The organism is Aceticella sp. 75b-Ac (genome assembly GCF_056032965.2).
The window spans coordinates 675,447-692,789 of the sequence record NZ_CM190971.1; the positions used below are offsets into that span (position 1 = coordinate 675,447).

Here is a 17,343-nt window from a genome sequence, read left to right on the forward strand (position 1 = left end):
CCTACACCTCCTTTTCATACATTTCTTTAAACTTTTTTTGTGCTCTTGCAATAGTTGTTCCTACGGAGGACTTTTTTATTCCTAATGAATTTGCTATTTCTTCATAACTATATCCTGAATGTTTGAGTAAAAGACACATCATATCTCTTTTGCTCATTTTTAGAAGGATTTCTTTTACTTTGGTTCTCTCAAGATTTTCAATTGCCATCTCTTCAGGGTTAATAAAGGATTCCTCTTGTGTTATTTTAAAAACTTCCAGTTCTCTTGTTTTTGTGCTTTTTTCACTGCGGATATAATTTAAGGCATGATTTATTGCCACTTTGGATAACCAACCTCCTATATTTTCATTATGACGGGGAGGATTTTTAAAGTATTTTACAAAAACCTCCTGAACTATATCTTCTGCTTTAAATTCATCTTTTATCATCCAAGAAATTTGATTTAAAACTTTTGGATAATATTTTTCAAAGATATCTTTGAAACTCTCCTCTATTTTGAACACCTCCCCTGTGTCTTTTCAATAATAATAACACATGTAAATAAAATTTTATGACATTAAAAAATAAAATAAAGGAGTATTTAAATTTTAAAAACTAATATGTAAATTGCAATATTAAATGCAACACTTTTTAAATAATATAATTGATAAAACCATAATTTTCTAACCATGTATGATATATCTGTTTCCCCTATAGGGGAAACAGAGGTCTTAATTTTGCATTTTGCCATGCTTGAATTATTTCATCGTAATCATTGCGCATAATTGATAACTTTGTTAACCTCATCTAAAAAACATTCTTCAGGCGTCTTGTATCTTAAGATCCTCCTTGGAAGTTGATTGCACCAATTTTGCACTCGTCTTATAGCCCACTCTGATAAGTCAGCTATCGTTTTGCCTTTAGGTATAAACCTCCTTATTAACCCATTATGACGCTCGTTTGTCCCTCTCTCAAATGCAGAATATGGATGACTAAAATATGCCTTGCTTTCACATTTCTTTAATATCTCACTCAATTCGGCAAATTCCGCGCCATTGTCTGCCGTTATGCTCTTAAATATTTTTGAAAAATTCTCCTTATATTGTGCTTTGAGTTTATCAAATACCTTCTTGATTGATAAGCTGTCTTTTTCATCTATCACAAAGATATATTCATACCTCGTTAAACGTTCTGTCAATGTTAATAATGCTTTATCATTTGATCTCTTGCCTATAACAGTATCTATTTCCCAATGCCCAAAACTCTCTCTTTTGTTTATCTCCTCAGGCCTTTGCGATATGCTCTCTCCCATAATCTTCTTGTTCTTTCTTATTATCTTCTTCTTTGGTTTTAAACGTACTTTTAAGCACAAATCAATATTGCGAACTTTTAACAGACCTTTATCTATGTAATTATAAAGGGTTTTGGTGCATACCATTTCTTCTTGCCAGTAAGCATTATTTCTGCAGTAACCCACAACTGCATCAGGTGACCATTTCTCTTTCAATATTTTTCCTTCCGCGAATCTCGAGAATTTCTCTGCTTTTACCACTTTTAGCTTTGCTGCGCAGTTTTTTCGATTCTTTTTATATACCTTGTATCCCACTTCAGGAAAATACTTCTCATATGTAGTTAAATCTGATCTCATTTGGGTTACAGTTCCTCTTCTTATCTCTCTTGAAATAGTACTTGGAACTCTTCTCAGTATCTTTGCTATTTGACGCATTGATTTACCTTGTTCTCTTAATGTATAAATCATTCCCCTTTCATATTGCGACAGGTGTTTAAAACTTCTTTTTTTTGTGGTATTATTATTCTTAGCCATAGTTTCAAGCCTCCTGTATGGTGATTTGATTTTCACTTAATATCATACATGCTTTGAAACTATGGTTTCAATTTTTCTCAATTAAATTTTTGCCTGTTGCATTTAATTATACAACTAGCCTTTAAAAACTAATAGAGAACAATTCCTTTTGTTTTATTGATTTATGTAAAGTATATGATATATAATTAAATATAATTGAGTTTTTAGGAGGTGTTATATTGAAAGATAAAAAATCATTTTATCCTTATTTGGCTGGTATTGGGATGGCTTCAATTTTTGGATTTTCGTTTTTGTTTACTTCTATGGGGCTTGATATTATTCCACCTATGGAAGTTATAGCTTATAGATTTTTGATTGCAGCAACTTTAATAACTTTATTATGGTTTTCTGGTTTAATTAAACTCAATTATAAAGGGAAAAATATGTGGCCTTTATTTTTTCTTTCTTTATCTGAACCTGTAATTTACTTTATATTTGAAACTTATGGTGTTAAATATACGTCTTCTTCTTTATCAGGATTAATGATTTCATTAATTCCAGTTGCTGTTACTATATTGGCGGTAATTTTTTTAAATGAAAGGCCATCTTTATATCAAGTTTTATTTATTATTTTATCTGTTATGGGAGTAGTTTTTATAATTTTAATGACAGGAATAGATAGTAAAAATATTTCTATTATAGGTTTTATATACCTTTTAGGGGCAGTTTTTTCTGCAGCTATTTATACAATATTAGCAAGAAGATATTCTCTTGATTTTTCTCCTATTGAGATAACTTTTGTGATGATGTGGTTTGCTGCAATAGTTTTTAATATATTAAACATATTAGAAAAAGTGGTAAAAAGTCAACCTATAAGTAGTTACTTTTATAAATTAACTGATTATAAAGTCCTTATTCCTGTTTTGTATTTAGGTATTTTGTCTTCTGTTGTTGCATATTTTTTGAATAATTTTGCTTTATCAAAATTGCCTGCTTCTCAAGCATCAGTTTTTGCAAACTTAACTACAGTAATATCAGTAATTGCTGGCGTAACAATAAGAGATGAAGCTTTTTATTGGTATCATATTTTAGGGGCAATTATGATATTAATAGGGGTATGGGGAACTAATTATTATGGGAAGATCTCGCAAGTTGTGATTTTAAATGAAGAGGTAGTATAAAATTAAAGATATTTTACCCTATACACCTGAAAGGATATATCTTAGCCGAAAAAGATGCGTTAGTTATACCGCAAAAAGGAGTGATTTTATTATCATATTTAGCATATCATTTTTTTTGGTGTATAGAAATAGGGAAAATAAAAATACTTTTGTGATATAATAAATTAAGAGGTGATATATTATGGAAAAAGATATAAAGGATGCCTTGGAGTTATTAGGTAAAGGTGAGGGTAAAGCTTTAGATATAGGTACTGGAAGTGGACGATTAGCTTCTAGTTTATGTGAATATGGGTATACGGTAATTTTTTTATCATCTTTTTAGAAAAAATCAACAAAAAACCAAAAAAATTTGTAGTTATTCTGTGATAATGTAATATTGAAACCCCACTTTTGCAGCATTAAGGGTGGGCTACTTATACTAATTCTTATGCTTATGCTAAGCATATATATCCTAATAATGAAAAATTAGTTTATTTTTATGCCAATTTTATTGTTCTATTGCACACTCCTGCTTTGGCAATCATAGAACCTATGATGATCTAACCTCTCAAGACTAAATATGTGGCAACGGGTATATTTTCAAAAAACATTGCAAATCCTATACAAGCTTAAATTACGCTTCTATAAATTCAATAAAGTAAATCCCAAAGTTAAAAATCTACCCTTTACCAAATTTAGCATGTAACATTCTACTTCTTTCATAGTACCTCTGGATTCAAAAATTGAGTCATTATCTTATACACAAGTCGGTTATCAGTAAATCCTGTAAAGAAACGCCAATTAATTAAAAGGTATAATCTTTTCTTCGTACCATTCTTGGTAAATTCAAGCACTAAGGGTTCTCCACGACATAAAAAGGCAAGACGTGGATACTGACCAACTATTCCACCAGCCCAAAAACGGTTATAAAGAGAATCATAATGGAGACTTATTTTCAAAAGCTCATTAAACTTTATCTCTCCTAAATTGGTCAATATTAGTCCTTCTTTACTTACTATTATTTCACCTTTATGAGGAAATCTAAAAGAAGGATGAACAAAACCTAAGAGAGGCTTTTTCTCTGCCAGTTCTTCAGCATAAGCTACAAAATATTTACCAGTAAAAAGCGGTTCAGACATTTTACACCCCCCTTTTTTTCTTACTATCCACCCAGCAAAAGAGCCAAGCAGAAGAAAAATCAGTAAAAAGTTACAAAATGGTAACAATTTAAAATATAAAAAACGGTTCACTTCATATGAAAAACAGATAAGTTAAACCCTTCTCAGCATTTGTTCTAGTGTGTTATTATTTTTCTTCTTTAATTAATATCACACCTATAGCTAAACTAACAAACACTAAAATTGCAGAGAAAATAAGTAGAAAATTATAGCCTTTTATATGGGCTATAAGACCTCCAGTAAAAGATCCAATGGATAAAGCTAAAGCATTATTTGCACTAAAAAGCCCCATTGCAGCCCCTTTAGGAAGATTAGATTCTGAAGCTATTGAAGTTCCAGTTACAGAAATTATTGGCCATGAAAATATTGTTAGGGCAAAAAATAATATTACAAAAATTTTTTTAAGTGCAATTGAGAAATATCCCAAAAGTGCCAGTCCTAATATAGACATTGCTCTTAGCAAAATCCCTAATAGCAATGTCTTTTTATTCCCTCTTTTTTCTGCTATATCACCAGCCCAAGAATATAATAATATACTTAACCCTACTGATATAGAAAAAATAATAGAAGAAAATGAAGGGTCTATTTTATAGACATTTCTCATTATAATAGGGTAAAAGGAAAAAAAGAAAGAGGAAGCAGCCACAACAACAAACCACAAAATATTAAATGTTAAAGTAGAAAGAGAAGCCTTTGATAAATGCGGCAATAAATTCTTTATATGCAACAAATGGTAAGACTGGGAAATTGAAGCCAAAAGTGGTTGTATTCTTGGATGTAATTTTTCTAACGCGGGACGAAATCTGATTCTTTCGCCCTCAGCAATTGTAGGCATAGTTTTATAAAACAAAAGAGGTATGAATGCCATCAATCCTGTAACAATAAAAGCTATTTTAATATGAGTGGCACTGAGCAAACTTGCAATCGCTAAACCCAAAACCTGTCCTATCCCATAAGTTCTCTGAAGAATTCCTACTCTTTCACTTATTTCAATATAAGGAAAGCGTTCAACAATCCAAAGATTAGCAAGGGTGTTTGTCAGAGAAAAGCCCAAACCCGCCATCAAACTTAAAATGCCTAAAATCATATGAATCGGGGAAAAAGTGATGCCTAAAATAGATAAACCAATTATAAACAATCCCATCAGAAAAAGAATTTTATTTAATTTTAACATATCTGCTATTTCTCCCCATAAAGGAGCACTTAGCTGTCCCAAGCCAAATAACGCCATAACAATTCCAACATTCGCCGCACTACTATGTTGCTGTGTCCAAAGGGGAAGCAAAATGGGTATTAGTCCAGAAGCTATGGCACCTAAAATTTCATAAGACCCATACCAGGTTTCAAAAAATCTACTTTTATGAAAGAAAGCCATTTATACATCACCTCTTTAATGTGTCTATCTTCTTTACTACATGTACGCTATACCTCTTTCACGGTTTTTTACTTATTTTTTATTATATAATACATTACATTCAGGTTAGTTGTATAATTAAATGCAACAGATAAAAAAATAGAAACCATAGTGAAAATCGTGTATGATATAGGTGTCAACTAAACATCATACAAGGAGGATTTCCACTATTGTTCATAATAATGATACCACAAAAAAGCGCTCTTTTAAACACTTAAGCAGCTATGAACAAGGAGAGATCTATGCATTACTCAAAGAAGGAAGAAGTATTCGGTATATTGCTAAAAAACTTAATCGATCTCCAAGCACTATAAGCCCTGAAATTAAACGTGGAACAACTACACAACTTAGAAGTGATTTATCTTCTCATACAAGCTATTTTCCTGAAACCGGTCAATCTATCTACGAAAAAAATCGCTCAAATTGTGGAGCTAAATCTAAAGCAGCTAAAGCAGAAGATTTCTTGAAATATGCTGAAAATAAAATATTAAATGAAAAATGGTCACTAGATGCAGTTGTAGGTTATTGTAAAAAAAGCCCTAATCTGGAATAATAAAACCATTGTTTGTACTAAAACACTGTACAACTATATAGATGGAGTATTATTAAAAGTTAAAAACATTGATTTACCTTTAAAACTACGTTTAAAACCAAGGAAAAAACAAAATCGTAAAAATAAACGTATTATGGGTAAAGTATTGATTTTAGGCCTAAAGAAGTTGAAAGCCGTGAAGTTTTTGGGCATTGAGAAATAGATACGTTAATTGGCAAGAAGTCTAAGGACAAAGCCCTTTTAACATTAATAGAGCGTAAGACTCTCCATGAATAATATTCTTATTAGATGCAAAAGACAATAAATCTGTTAAAGATGCATTATCAAAATTAAAAAGATATGTTTGGTAGCAATTTAAACAAAGTATTTAAAACAATAACATCTGATAATTTCAAAAAGCCTTCCACGTTCCTCCATAGTTTCAAACTTCCTTTATAAATTCTTCCAATTTTCTAAGAGCCCTTTTCTTCATTTTGCTTATACAAGACTGCATTTTGTGGAGCATTGATGCAATTTCTTTTTGAGATACACCTTCTACAACATTTAGCATTAATACCTCAAATTCTTCTGGTTCAAGTATTTCTTTATATTTTGAAAGCATACATTTATCTATTACCTCATCCTCAATGGAGATATAACTGTATGTTATGCTATCAATTGCCCCTTCTTCATTCTCGCTTTTTTCATTATTTCTTGGTGCATCTAATATTAAAAGTTCTCTATATTTTACTTCTCGGTATTTCTTTTTAAGCTTTATAGATTCAAACTTGATATATCTAGCTAAATACCCAATAAAAGCTAATTCCACCTCATTTTCTTTCATCTCTTTACCCTCCTTGCCTCTCCCTTTTCTTCCATTGTACCTCTTTAAATGTTAAAATTTATTAAGAAATCCTTAAATTTTGATTACAAATTGGTAATAAACAAAGGTAATAAACAAAGGGGACGGTTCCTTTTGCCTGAATTTGAATTGTTCAGATGATAGGAACCATCCCCGACGTCTCATCGGTATTTTGAGTTAATATAAACTAACATCAATACATTTATCTTTTTTCATATTTATAATATAGTTTAATAGAATATTTTAAAATTAAGAATATGAATAAAACAGAAAATAAAAATATATCAACTCTAAAGCTTATTTTTGTTATGTTATCCAAAGAAAATAATTCTAAACTATTTTTTGGCATGTTATAATCGTAGTATTCTAAAAATTTGAAGGGTAATCCTAATCCATGTTTAAAGTTCGAATAATCTTTAAATTTATCAAAAAATATTGTTGATAAAGTGATAACCATACTAATATTCAATAATTTAGAATTTTTCATTATACCCCACCTCTCGTTTACTTTACTCAAGTACAAATAAGCAGTATTTTTTAATTTATAGACACGCTAAAATAATGGAGAAGGAAGTAGAATCATTGTTAAAACTCCTTTTGTGTGCAAATTCAAAATTTCTCTTTTGCATTATTAAACTTTTTATATATTTATTATATTAAAAAAGCGGTAATAAAACCACTTTATATCTTTTGTAATAATTTTTAATCTAAATCAAGCGAGCAATTCCATGTGTCACTTACTACCATTCCAACTGGGTAATTACCAACCTGCTCTTACACCTTCTACAACATACAAGCACTGACCTTGTTCAACAGACTTTACTATCTATACCTCTCATGAGGTATTAACGATAGTTTAAGGCACGGAGTCTACGTCCCTTTTATTCTTCTTATATTCCCATACTGCTTATTAATGTTTGGTTTTCTTTTAATCTTTCTATTTCTTTATTATGAAGTTTTAAGAAATTGTCGAATTTAAAGATGCATTTATTCCTGTCTATTTTGTTATCTTCTGTGTTTTGTAGAAGAAAAGCCGAATATAAATCACGTTGTACTTTTATTTCTTTGGCATTATGCCTAAGATAATTCCATCTTTCTGAAAGTTCTTTTTTATTATAAGTGTCAGTTATATGATTATACTGGCTTGCTTTAACTTTTGTTTTATTTACTTTGATCAGTTTTTCACCAAAATAATGAAGTTTCCTGTCTATTATATTAAGATGCAATCCCGGAGATTTCGTTCCAATGGATTTTCCGAACCGTTTTTTTCTGTTAAATCTTTTTGTCTTTTTATTTTTAGTTGTTTCTTTTGCTTTTTGGGAAAGTGCAGCATAGTTCATATCTTCAACTTTGATTTTGTTTCCTAAGGATATAATATGGTTTGCTAATTTTTCAAGGCTTTGTTTTTTTATGGTTGCTCTTTTCCGATATCTTTCCTTGATTTCATTTTGTGTTTTAATGCAGTTCTTGCTTTTCTTCCACTTTCCTTTTGTATTCTTTTTTACTGTACCATTAGAATTATAATTTTCGGGATTATTGGAACGTCTTTGTCTGTCCAATTTTCTTTGCAGACGGATTATTCCTTTATCAACAGAATCTATTTCAGGCGCTAATTCGACAAGTTTAACCTCATTATCAGATACAACAGCTTCTATCTGTGTTCCTGCATCTAATCCTATATCGGCATTTCCTATTTTTCTCTCTTTAAGAGGAGGTATGCCTTCTAAAATTAGTTGTGCATAATATTTGTATCCGTTTTTAATGTATTGGCGAAATATCCTGCAATATTTGACTCTGCTTTGAATTGCCGATTGCGCGTACTCATCCTTTGGTTTTACAATTACAGGTATTTCTAAACCGTTCCATTCTATATATCCATCTTTATATCTTATTCCAGATGTGTTTGCCTTACTCTCCAATGAAATGTCTTCATCATATTTCTTAAAATGTACTTTTTTAGCTTTACCGAAAATTAATTTATTAACTGCATCTAATGCTCTTTCGGCTATCTTTTGCGCTGTCAGACTGTCAATATTCTTTTTGAATTTGTTTTGCATTGGTACAACATAGGAATCTATATATGATATTGTCAATTTATATTTTTTTCTTAATGCAGTGAATTTCTCATTTCGTTCTTTGCCTTTTGGCATTTTACATGTTTTTCTGTATTCTTTGCTTTCTTTCATAAGTTTGTAGTTTTTATATGCTTCAGCTAAACACGCATTATACATCAATCTGCTTAGTTTAAATCTCTTATTAAGAATATCTTCTTGATATTTTTGTGTATCTAATCTTAATGTCAAAATAAAAGATAGCGTCTTGCTTTTTTTCATACGATATCGCCTCACTCAATTTTTGACCAATGTATAAGCATTCATCCCCGCCACAAGCGACGAGGCTTTCTGCTAAGCTTCATGTAAAAAATGAATAGTTGATTTTTGATTGCCGAATGTATGGAAAGGAAAAGTTTCGATTATATTATAGCATGATTTTTAAAATTATCAAAAAACTTAAATAGGACAGGTATTATGCCTGTCCTGATACTACCTTTTTTAGTTTGGTTCATGCCTTAAACACAGGTGCCTTAGTTGCTGGTATTACTATTTCTTTTCCTGTTTGAGAATTTCTGCCTTTCCTCTCTGCCCTGCCATGTACCGCAAATGTACCAAAGCCTACTAACTGTACTTTATCGCCGTTTTGCAATGCTTCCATAACATTTTCTATAAAAGCATTTAATGCCTTTTCAGAATCTTTTTTGATTAAGCCTGATTTTTCGGCTATTTTACTGACTAATTCGCTTTTATTGACCTGTTCTTAATTTATTAACTTTTTATAAAGTTTTCTTTTCCAATTTGGCATAACTGAATCGTCATGTTTAATAAGACAAAGCACACTTCCAAACAACTCAAGACCAATGCCAATTCCACACCCCAATCCAAAAATAAAATCCGGTAAATTTATAAAATGATTTAATGAATATACTGTAGCAAGTTCAAATGAACCAATTGCAATGAACATCATTGATTTTTTCATAAAATCACAACCTTTCTTTTAAGATTTTATTATTTGCTCTATTATAGTTTTTGGTGAACCTATTCCCTCCTATAGAGGAAGGAGCTTCCTACTTCATAGACCGTTGCCTGCCTTTATAACAACAGGTCTTACACAATCTCCATAGGCATAAATTCGGGGGGAACCCTCCCTATAAAATATATTATAGCATATTTTCCCATGACAATCAATAGAAATTCATCTCCCACCTATAGAGGATGGGAGACTTCTTTCAAGCTTTGGTTAAAAACTGCCCGAATATCAAGTCTTCTTGTTCAGGATGTTTTATGAGATATCGGTATATCCTATACTACAGCAATAGGAAGTTTTATATCGGTATGGGAAGGAGTAAAACTAGGTTCAAAAGTTGCCAACATAAAGATTGGGTCTTTTACAATAGGACAATTTGGCACTGTAATAAGCGGAATAATTCTACTTGTCATAGCCTATAAAGCACTGTTTTAGCAGTAACATATCTTTTGATTTGCGAATATAATATAGTAGTCAAGTAAAAGCTAAGAGGTGATTATATGGAAACAGAAGCAATAGAAAATTTACCAAGAGTCTGTCTCCCTCAGATAGGAGCTCCGGCTCCCGACTTTAAAGCCAACAGCACGTTTGGCCCTATTAAACTTTCCGATTACCGCGGAAAATGGGTAGTGCTTTTTTCTCACCCAGGGGATTTTACACCTGTATGTACTACAGAATTCATAGCCTTCACACAGGTTTATACTAGTTTTGTAGAAAGAAACGTACAGTTAATAGGCTTAAGCGTGGACAGCAATCCTTCTCATCTTGCTTGGGTTGAAAATATATATAAAACCACAGGTGTAGAAATTCCCTTCCCTATAATTGAAGACAAAAAAATGAGAATTGCAAAACTATACGGAATGATATCTCCTGCAGAAACTTCTACAAGTGCTGTCAGGGCAGTATTTATAATAGATGATAAGCAAATACTCCGCCTCATCCTCTACTATCCGCTAGAAATAGGAAGAAATATACAGGAAATAATACGAATAATAGATGCTCTTCAAACAGTGGATAAATACAAAGTTTTGGCTCCTGCTAATTGGTATCCTGGAATGCCTGTAATTGTACCTCCTCCAAAAACTTATCCCGAACTTAAACAAAGGCTTAAAAATGTCGAAGGGTACACTTGTACTGAATGGTATTTGTGCTATAAAAAAGTTTAAGCCGGAAATCCAGCTTAAACTTCTTTACTTGTTCTGGAAGTCATACACCATAGTTCCTGTGTACAAAAGTCTTGACCCAAAAGAAAATAATGAATATATATTTCTATATGTACCAACATATATATGAAATTGCCATAAAATAAAAACCCCTACAAAGGGGTTAAGAGGGCATAATTTTAATATGCAATTTTCTTTTTCATGGCCATCAAACTCACAAAAATAAATTCCCTGCCAAGTTCCTATGACAAGCTCACCGTGAAGTATAAATACAAAATAGATTAAATAAATAAACATAGAAAAATTGCCTCATCAAAAATATTTCCAATGAAGTACTTAAATTGGGTACTATCACTACATTCTGTCAAAAAGTGTTGATTTTATCCTAAATATCTTGTATAATAAAAATAAGAATAATAAATTTTAACCTCTTCCAGAGGAGGGAGAAAAAATGTTTAAATTCAACATAAAAAATCTCATCTGGGCAATAGCAGGGCTTATACTTCTCGTAGCAACTATATTTTTTATAGTTAACTGGCTTGTAAAATCAAAAAATAATATCCCTAGTGAAAGTGCATAAGCCTATAAATAAAGGTTCTTTGCCAATGTTGGAGTGGGTATTTTTTCTGAATACCCACCTATAAATCTTATCACGTTATATGGTAATCTTTGTAATTATTAGTTGCAATAAGAGATATAGCTAGAAGTATAGGTAGGTAGGTATTTATCTATGCCTTTTTATCAAAGCTCTATAATATTTTTGAATATCTTTTTCCTGAATCGATAAAAATTTCTGTAGCCATATACAAGCCTTTTTAGTACTTTAATTTTATTGTTATAACCTTCTGTTACAGAATTAGTGTAAGGTATATCAAAGGCATTTCTTATTTCTTCAAACCAACGGTTAAATATCTGTCTATTTTAAAGCTCTAGATTTTGAAAAAGCTTATGTCAGAAATATTAATTCTGTCAGCAACCTTAATACTTTTGGCTATATTACTTTGCTTACTGTCGCTATTGTAGCTATTAAACTGGGTAAATTTGATGAGTTTAAGTTCCTTGTTGGTCTGATGCAATCGGCTTAACTTTTGTTTATGTTAATCTAAAAATAGACCACTATAATAATCGAAAACTGGACCAGTTGAAACAAAGAGCATGCCAAGTAGTGTAATACTACTTGGCATGCTCTAAACAACCAAATTATCTCTCTTTTCTCCCAATATAACCTTATGCGAACAGCCAAATATGACGCTAATCAAAAATCCAATAAAATTTACAGTATGTCTGTGACACTGCACAAATTCATTTAAACCTTTATAAATTCTCCCGGCATAAAGCAATTGGAATTATAACCCCCTTTTTTAAGAAGAGGCACGAGATTTTTACATATTTCAAATTCGCAATGCACTAAAAATGTATTATCGGGTTTTATTGAATCCAAGAGAATGAGTAAATCGTTGAACCCTGGATGTACTTTATACCTTATGTTCACAACTTCACATTTAACATTTAACTCTTTGCGTTCCTCATCACTTAATATCCTTTTACCAATAGTTCCTTCTGCTTGATATCCTGTAAGAATTATTGCATTTAGTTCATTTTTTCTGATACTTTCAAAGTAATAAAGAGAGGTTTCAGATGATATCATCCCATCTGTACAGAGTATAACAGCTGGACTTTCACTTCTTACTATCTTTTCTCTTTCACTTTTTGAGCTAATTACATTTATCAAAGCCGAATTAAATTTTTCAAAATATCCCCTTGCAGATGTTTTAAGCCAGTTCTGACTGCATTTGACTTCATTAACCGCATCTAATATATTTTTTTCTACATAAATTTCTACTCTGTTCTCTCCTATTAATAAAGGCCTTTGCATCAATAAAAGAAGTATCTCCGCGCCTCTACCACTGGCAGGCACTGGAAGTAATGCTTTACCCCCTCTTGTCACTGTTTCCTTAATTTTATTGTAAATTCTGTCCCAATATTCCTCCTGCATAGTATTATCATCCCCGTATGAAGCGTCTATAATAGCTATATCACACTTATCATAGGGCATTTCATAATTTAAAAGAATAGAATCAAAACAATAATCTCCTGAATAAAAGATTTTCTTGCTATCAAGCCTAAAATTGAACCATACTCCACCTACCATGTGACCACTCATTCCTGCCTCAACTTCAAAATTTTTCTCAATAATAGATTTACCCAATGTAATTGTATGATATTTTACCTTATCTACATCAGATAAATTAAAAGGAAGTGCTCCATTATTTTGGAGTACGGCATCTATCCATTTTTTTATGCAATCTCTTGATTGTATTGCTGTCTCTTTAGTACAAAAAATATATCCATCGTATCCCAACTTATAAAGAAGTGGAAGAGCAGCACAGTGGTCTTCATGAGCATGGGATAAAAATACATAATCTATATTTTTAATGAGATCCTCATCAATCAGAGGATATTCACCAACTTTGTTTTTAATCTGTATCCTTTTAACACCACAGTCTAGGAGTATGTTTTTATGCTCACTTAACACTGCAAAACATGCCCTTCCATACTCTTCAGAACCCCCGCAAAATTTTAGTTCCATTAAAAATCACCTCTATGCGCCGTATTTTTCAGTATATCCCATGAAATCCATGAGTGTATAAAATACATCTTTTGCAGTATATCCCGACAGAGAACCGCTCTTTATATATTCTTCTCCAAATTTCTGAATACCATCTTTTCTAACATCACTCCCCCATATAAATGCAGGAACTGGATCACAGGTATGGTCTCTTACAGAATACGGGGTTGTGTGGTCAGCAGTTAAACATAAATACGTATTTAATCTATCTATATTTGAATAAAGAAGAGAAAAAATAGTTTCTATATTCTCTATTACCTCTACTTTTTTGAAAGGTACGTTATCATGGCCAGCAAGGTCTGTAGCTTTTACATGAACTACCACAAAGTCATATCCTTCATTTATTTTTTGAAGCACCATCAATGCCTTGCTCTTGTAATCAGTATCAAAACTCCCTGTAAATTTGCTACTGGTAAATACATCAAAGCCGCACATTTTCCCTATTCCAAGTATTGTCTCATCTCCTGCAATACATGCTGCCTTGACTTTAAAAATATCTGTAATTTTTTCTATTTTCTTAAACTTACCTGCACCCCTAGTTATGATGAAATTAGCAGGAAAGAGACCATTTTTTTGCCTTTCTACGTTGACAGGGTGTACTTTTAATATCTCATGGGCTCGCATAAGAAATTTCCATAATACCCTTGTAGTTTTTTCTGCTTCTATCGTATTTTCTGTAGGAAGAGGTTTTTTAACTTTTTCTCCCTCATGTGTCGTTCCTGGATCTGTGTCTGTTACCATATCACTTAAACCTTCTCCCCTTATCACAACTGCTGCTCTATGTTCTGTCAACTCCTTAAGAAATATTTTGCAATCGTCTATTTCTATACCATTTAAACTCTCCGCCAACAATCTTGTACCTTTTCTTATACGACCTGCTCTTCTATCTATAACCGTCAAATCTTCACTCACAGTAGCAAAGTTAGCACGGAAAGCAACATCATCAGCTTTAAGTTCTATTCCCGCACTAAATGCTTCAATTGGACCTCTCCCACTATAAACTTTTTCTGGTTCATATCCGAATATACAAAGATGTCCAACATCTGTACCAACTCTTATACCGGGCTTGTACGGGTGTACAAGCCCGGTCATACCATTTGATGAAAGCATATTTATAACAGGTTTTTTCGCTGCTTCCAGAGGCGTCTTACCTTGCAACAATTCAATCGGTCTATCTCCAAGCCCATCTCCTATAACCATTATGCATTTCTTTTTCCTCATTTATGATACCTCTTTCCCCTATTTCCCTAATTGTTTTTTATTAAATACTAAAAATGTTGCGGCTATTCCCAATGATACAATCCAGAACAAAATATTTTTGGTTGTACTCTCCTTTTTTATAACAAAATCTATACTTATAGATTTTGCAAAACCAAGACCTTTCTTGCCTTCTTTTCCCTTCATATTCACAAGTATATATCTGTTTTTCCCTTCCATCCCAAGTTCGTAGGATTTAGGAGCAGTAACAGTCAATATTTCATAATTTTCCGGCAACAGGATTTTCAATGAATAAGTATCAATACCAGAAGCTACAGGACAGGTAAAAGAATAAGATACTCTGTAAGTCCCTCCTGGTCCTGTACTTTCCTCTGCTGCATCATTTTTAATTGAATAAAAATCTGGCACTAAAAAGGTGGCTTTAAGTTTTACAGGTTTTTCTTTATCCAGGACTTTAAACGCAAGGCAATCAACACTTCCTATTTTTTTCTTTTCAGGTGTATTATTTACAAGATTATTCTCCTCTGCTTGAACTTTCTCAAGCTTTGCTTCTTTTACTGTATTAAATAGATATACATAACCTGCTACATCGGGAGTCTCTTCTGCTGTAATGATAAGTTTCGCATCTTTTTCATTTATAGGTAAGAAAACTTCTTTGTAACTTTTAAAAACCGACTTCTGTGCAGCATATAAAACGGAAGTCGAAGCTATTGATAATATAAAGATAGCCATTAAAAATATCACTTTCATTTTTTTAAACATAGTACCCTTCCTCCTTTTCTAACATATCCCTATAATTTTGAACCAAGTCAATGAAGCTATACCCAGCAATAGCCACTTAGCTATACAGACTATTACTCCATAGATGAATTGGTCAAGTACACTAAAGTATCCTGTACTGTAAAATATCAAATTAGGCTTACAATTAGGAGGCAAGGTAATTGAATCGGCAATTGTAAACGATACTGGCAACGCCAAAGCTATTGGATTTATTCCCGCAGCATTTGCAATACCTATTACTGCAGGTATTAATATTGCCGTTCTTACTGTTTTACTGGTAAATACCATATGACTGAATACAGCAATAAACATGACTATCATGTATAATGGGAAAAATCCTATTTTACCAAGGTCCAAACTGCCAAATACAGCCTTTAATGCCCATGCCGCAGCACCAGATTTATCCAATGCCATACCTGCTGCATAAGCCCCGGCGCTGAATATCATAAGGTCCCATGGAATCTTTGTATCTTTCCAGCTAATAAGTCCTATAAAAGGGAGATAACACAATGTAGCAGATATAATAGCAACCATTACAAGGCTAATTTTAAAACCAAACATTTGAACATGCCATTTATCCGTTGCCCATAAAAATACTGTAATACAAAATATAAATAAAGCTTTTTTCTCTTCCGTTGTCATTTGTCCCATCTTATGAAGCTGCTCTCTTATCTTTCCTATGCCGTCACTACCCCCATCTTCTACTACTGGTACACTTACTTCCGGCTTGAATATCACAAGACCCACTAAATAGGATACTATCATTGTGCACAAAGCAACGGGAAATGAAGCGATAAACCATTCTGACCACGATACATTATATCTGGTGAGATCTCTTATAAGTCCAACTGCCATAATTTGAGGTGCGGTTGCAGTTAAAATAGCGGTTGTAGAAATGTTATTCGCTTGCAATTCCTGTATCATTACTAACCTTCCAAAATTGCTTTTGCCAGGTTGCGCACCATACGCCTGTGCAACAAGCAATGCTATGGGGAGCATCAGAGCAGCTCTTGCTGTCGTAGAGGGAACAATAAATGCAATTACAAAATTAACTATTATCAAGGAAATAAGCGCAAGACGTGCAGTCTTTCCAAAAGTAGAAACAAGCCAAAGAGCAACCCTGTTAGCAAGTCCTGTTTTTGTCATTCCAGAAGTGATTATAAATGCGGCTACCATCAACCATATTACATCATATCCAAATACTCCAAGTACTGATGTTTCATTCCAGGCGCTTGTAAGTGTTAACAATACTATTGCAATGAGAGAGGAAACAAAAGTTGGAACAGCCTGGGATACCCACAACACAAACACCGCCAGAAAAACAGCAATCGCCGATTTCCCTTGAAGCGTCAATCCAGGAGGTGTCTTCATTGTAAAGAGTAGCGCAAATACTATAGCTGCTACTGGCACTCCGAGATACGAAAACCATTTTTCAAAGCTTGTTTTTTCTCTTCCTTCCATTCCCGCAGTTGAGATATTCATACTTTTCCTCCTTTACAAAGTTTTATTTGATTTTACAGTCTCATTATATATCATGTTTATTT

18 protein-coding genes and 4 pseudogenes are annotated in these 17,343 nt (G+C 32.4%); 7 read left to right on the plus strand and 15 right to left on the minus strand.

Features of this window, described 5'->3' with window-relative positions; translation table 11 throughout:
* Position 1: 1 nt before the first annotated feature.
* Together AC0LWJ_RS03670 and AC0LWJ_RS03675 are read right to left on the minus strand one after the other, a co-directional pair.
* Positions 2–502, minus strand: a complete 501-nt coding sequence (locus AC0LWJ_RS03670; protein ID WP_474237571.1) for an RNA polymerase sigma factor SigX — start codon at positions 500–502, stop codon at positions 2–4.
* Between the two features lie 248 nt (positions 503–750).
* Entirely contained in the window at positions 751–1,803 is a 1,053-nt protein-coding gene (locus AC0LWJ_RS03675; protein WP_474237572.1) for an IS30 family transposase, read from the minus strand.
* 263 nt (positions 1,804–2,066) lie between these two features.
* Here AC0LWJ_RS03675 and AC0LWJ_RS03680 point away from each other — a divergent pair, with 263 nt between their 5' ends.
* Together AC0LWJ_RS03680 and AC0LWJ_RS03685 are read left to right on the plus strand one after the other, a co-directional pair.
* Entirely contained in the window at positions 2,067–2,963 is an 897-nt protein-coding gene (locus AC0LWJ_RS03680) for a DMT family transporter (protein ID WP_503031490.1), read from the plus strand.
* A gap of 181 nt (positions 2,964–3,144) precedes the next feature.
* On the plus strand, positions 3,145–3,285 hold the full coding sequence (locus AC0LWJ_RS03685) for a class I SAM-dependent methyltransferase (RefSeq protein ID WP_474237574.1): 141 nt from the start codon (positions 3,145–3,147) through the stop codon (positions 3,283–3,285).
* A gap of 376 nt (positions 3,286–3,661) precedes the next feature.
* On the opposite strand, the gene AC0LWJ_RS03690 is transcribed toward AC0LWJ_RS03685, so the two are convergent.
* Positions 3,662–4,081 (minus strand): hypothetical protein, encoded by a 420-nt coding sequence (locus AC0LWJ_RS03690; RefSeq protein WP_474237575.1) that lies wholly within the window; start codon positions 4,079–4,081, stop codon positions 3,662–3,664.
* A 166-nt stretch (positions 4,082–4,247) separates the two neighbouring features.
* Entirely contained in the window at positions 4,248–5,495 is a 1,248-nt protein-coding gene (locus AC0LWJ_RS03695; RefSeq protein ID WP_474237576.1) for an MFS transporter, read from the minus strand.
* A 208-nt stretch (positions 5,496–5,703) separates the two neighbouring features.
* Between AC0LWJ_RS03695 and AC0LWJ_RS03700 the strand changes: the two are divergent.
* A pseudogene (locus tag AC0LWJ_RS03700) lies at positions 5,704–6,477 on the plus strand (IS30 family transposase); the annotation flags it as partial.
* Between the two features lie 31 nt (positions 6,478–6,508).
* Here the strand turns inward: AC0LWJ_RS03700 and AC0LWJ_RS03705 are convergent.
* The 5 genes from AC0LWJ_RS03705 to AC0LWJ_RS03725 all read right to left on the minus strand — a co-directional run bounded on the left by AC0LWJ_RS03705 (position 6,509) and on the right by AC0LWJ_RS03725 (position 9,961).
* Complete coding sequence (locus AC0LWJ_RS03705; protein ID WP_474237577.1) at positions 6,509–6,910, minus strand: sigma factor-like helix-turn-helix DNA-binding protein; 402 nt, start codon at positions 6,908–6,910, stop codon at positions 6,509–6,511.
* Between the two features lie 220 nt (positions 6,911–7,130).
* Positions 7,131–7,415, minus strand: coding sequence for a hypothetical protein (locus AC0LWJ_RS03710; protein ID WP_474237578.1), 285 nt, complete (start codon positions 7,413–7,415; stop codon positions 7,131–7,133).
* A gap of 403 nt (positions 7,416–7,818) precedes the next feature.
* Positions 7,819–9,261: a nuclease/transposase family protein gene (locus AC0LWJ_RS03715; RefSeq protein ID WP_474237579.1), complete on the minus strand. Its 1,443-nt coding sequence runs from the start codon at positions 9,259–9,261 to the stop codon at positions 7,819–7,821.
* A gap of 229 nt (positions 9,262–9,490) precedes the next feature.
* Positions 9,491–9,709 carry an HU family DNA-binding protein gene (locus tag AC0LWJ_RS03720; protein WP_503031491.1) on the minus strand — a complete coding sequence of 73 codons (219 nt, stop codon included), beginning with the start codon at positions 9,707–9,709 and terminating at the stop codon, positions 9,491–9,493.
* 33 nt (positions 9,710–9,742) lie between these two features.
* The gene (locus AC0LWJ_RS03725; RefSeq protein WP_474237580.1) at positions 9,743–9,961 is read right to left on the minus strand and encodes a hypothetical protein; all 219 of its coding nucleotides are present in this window, start codon (positions 9,959–9,961) and stop codon (positions 9,743–9,745) included.
* 318 nt (positions 9,962–10,279) lie between these two features.
* On the opposite strand from AC0LWJ_RS03725, the pseudogene AC0LWJ_RS03730 reads away from it, so the two are divergent.
* Positions 10,280–10,444 (plus strand): annotated as a pseudogene (locus AC0LWJ_RS03730) (sporulation membrane protein YtaF); the annotation flags it as partial.
* Between the two features lie 65 nt (positions 10,445–10,509).
* Complete coding sequence (locus AC0LWJ_RS03735) at positions 10,510–11,175, plus strand: peroxiredoxin (RefSeq protein WP_474237581.1); 666 nt, start codon at positions 10,510–10,512, stop codon at positions 11,173–11,175.
* 24 nt (positions 11,176–11,199) lie between these two features.
* On the opposite strand, the gene AC0LWJ_RS03740 is transcribed toward AC0LWJ_RS03735, so the two are convergent.
* Positions 11,200–11,469 (minus strand): YjbQ family protein, encoded by a 270-nt coding sequence (locus AC0LWJ_RS03740; RefSeq protein WP_474237582.1) that lies wholly within the window; start codon positions 11,467–11,469, stop codon positions 11,200–11,202.
* Between the two features lie 154 nt (positions 11,470–11,623).
* Here AC0LWJ_RS03740 and AC0LWJ_RS03745 point away from each other — a divergent pair, with 154 nt between their 5' ends.
* The gene (locus tag AC0LWJ_RS03745; protein WP_474237583.1) at positions 11,624–11,752 is read left to right on the plus strand and encodes a hypothetical protein; all 129 of its coding nucleotides are present in this window, start codon (positions 11,624–11,626) and stop codon (positions 11,750–11,752) included.
* Positions 11,753–11,913: 161 nt separating this feature from the next.
* On the opposite strand, the pseudogene AC0LWJ_RS03750 reads toward AC0LWJ_RS03745, so the two are convergent.
* Positions 11,914–12,087: pseudogene (locus AC0LWJ_RS03750) on the minus strand (transposase); the annotation flags it as partial.
* Positions 12,088–12,092: 5 nt separating this feature from the next.
* Between AC0LWJ_RS03750 and AC0LWJ_RS03755 the strand changes: the two are divergent.
* Positions 12,093–12,257: pseudogene (locus AC0LWJ_RS03755) on the plus strand (transposase); the annotation flags it as partial.
* A 221-nt stretch (positions 12,258–12,478) separates the two neighbouring features.
* Here the strand turns inward: AC0LWJ_RS03755 and AC0LWJ_RS03760 are convergent.
* From AC0LWJ_RS03760 to AC0LWJ_RS03775, 4 genes are read right to left on the minus strand one after another with little or no spacing between them, the layout of a single operon-like run.
* Positions 12,479–13,762 (minus strand): MBL fold metallo-hydrolase, encoded by a 1,284-nt coding sequence (locus tag AC0LWJ_RS03760; protein WP_474237584.1) that lies wholly within the window; start codon positions 13,760–13,762, stop codon positions 12,479–12,481.
* Between the two features lie 12 nt (positions 13,763–13,774).
* Entirely contained in the window at positions 13,775–15,022 is a 1,248-nt protein-coding gene (locus AC0LWJ_RS03765) for a 2,3-bisphosphoglycerate-independent phosphoglycerate mutase (protein WP_474237585.1), read from the minus strand.
* A gap of 18 nt (positions 15,023–15,040) precedes the next feature.
* On the minus strand, positions 15,041–15,781 hold the full coding sequence (locus AC0LWJ_RS03770; RefSeq protein ID WP_474237586.1) for a hypothetical protein: 741 nt from the start codon (positions 15,779–15,781) through the stop codon (positions 15,041–15,043).
* An 18-nt stretch (positions 15,782–15,799) separates the two neighbouring features.
* Positions 15,800–17,281, minus strand: coding sequence for an SLC13 family permease (locus AC0LWJ_RS03775; protein WP_474237587.1), 1,482 nt, complete (start codon positions 17,279–17,281; stop codon positions 15,800–15,802).
* Positions 17,282–17,343: the final 62 nt, after the last annotated feature.

What these genes read in the sequence shown, in the direction of transcription:
- AC0LWJ_RS03760 (WP_474237584.1), bottom strand. Translation starts at nt 13,762, where the DNA reads ATGGAACTAAAATTTTGCGGGGGTTCTGAAGAGTATGGAAGGGCATGT.
- AC0LWJ_RS03685 (WP_474237574.1), top strand. Translation starts at nt 3,145, where the DNA reads ATGGAAAAAGATATAAAGGATGCCTTGGAGTTATTAGGTAAAGGTGAG.
- AC0LWJ_RS03690 (WP_474237575.1), bottom strand. Translation starts at nt 4,081, where the DNA reads ATGTCTGAACCGCTTTTTACTGGTAAATATTTTGTAGCTTATGCTGAA.
- AC0LWJ_RS03770 (WP_474237586.1), bottom strand. Translation starts at nt 15,781, where the DNA reads ATGTTTAAAAAAATGAAAGTGATATTTTTAATGGCTATCTTTATATTA.
- AC0LWJ_RS03710 (WP_474237578.1), bottom strand. Translation starts at nt 7,415, where the DNA reads ATGAAAAATTCTAAATTATTGAATATTAGTATGGTTATCACTTTATCA.
- AC0LWJ_RS03745 (WP_474237583.1), top strand. Translation starts at nt 11,624, where the DNA reads ATGTTTAAATTCAACATAAAAAATCTCATCTGGGCAATAGCAGGGCTT.
- AC0LWJ_RS03765 (WP_474237585.1), bottom strand. Translation starts at nt 15,022, where the DNA reads ATGAGGAAAAAGAAATGCATAATGGTTATAGGAGATGGGCTTGGAGAT.
- AC0LWJ_RS03735 (WP_474237581.1), top strand. Translation starts at nt 10,510, where the DNA reads ATGGAAACAGAAGCAATAGAAAATTTACCAAGAGTCTGTCTCCCTCAG.
- AC0LWJ_RS03740 (WP_474237582.1), bottom strand. Translation starts at nt 11,469, where the DNA reads ATGTTTATTTATTTAATCTATTTTGTATTTATACTTCACGGTGAGCTT.
- AC0LWJ_RS03775 (WP_474237587.1), bottom strand. Translation starts at nt 17,281, where the DNA reads ATGAATATCTCAACTGCGGGAATGGAAGGAAGAGAAAAAACAAGCTTT.
- AC0LWJ_RS03680 (WP_503031490.1), top strand. Translation starts at nt 2,067, where the DNA reads ATGGCTTCAATTTTTGGATTTTCGTTTTTGTTTACTTCTATGGGGCTT.
- AC0LWJ_RS03675 (WP_474237572.1), bottom strand. Translation starts at nt 1,803, where the DNA reads ATGGCTAAGAATAATAATACCACAAAAAAAAGAAGTTTTAAACACCTG.
- AC0LWJ_RS03725 (WP_474237580.1), bottom strand. Translation starts at nt 9,961, where the DNA reads ATGAAAAAATCAATGATGTTCATTGCAATTGGTTCATTTGAACTTGCT.
- AC0LWJ_RS03715 (WP_474237579.1), bottom strand. Translation starts at nt 9,261, where the DNA reads ATGAAAAAAAGCAAGACGCTATCTTTTATTTTGACATTAAGATTAGAT.
- AC0LWJ_RS03695 (WP_474237576.1), bottom strand. Translation starts at nt 5,495, where the DNA reads ATGGCTTTCTTTCATAAAAGTAGATTTTTTGAAACCTGGTATGGGTCT.
- AC0LWJ_RS03705 (WP_474237577.1), bottom strand. Translation starts at nt 6,910, where the DNA reads ATGAAAGAAAATGAGGTGGAATTAGCTTTTATTGGGTATTTAGCTAGA.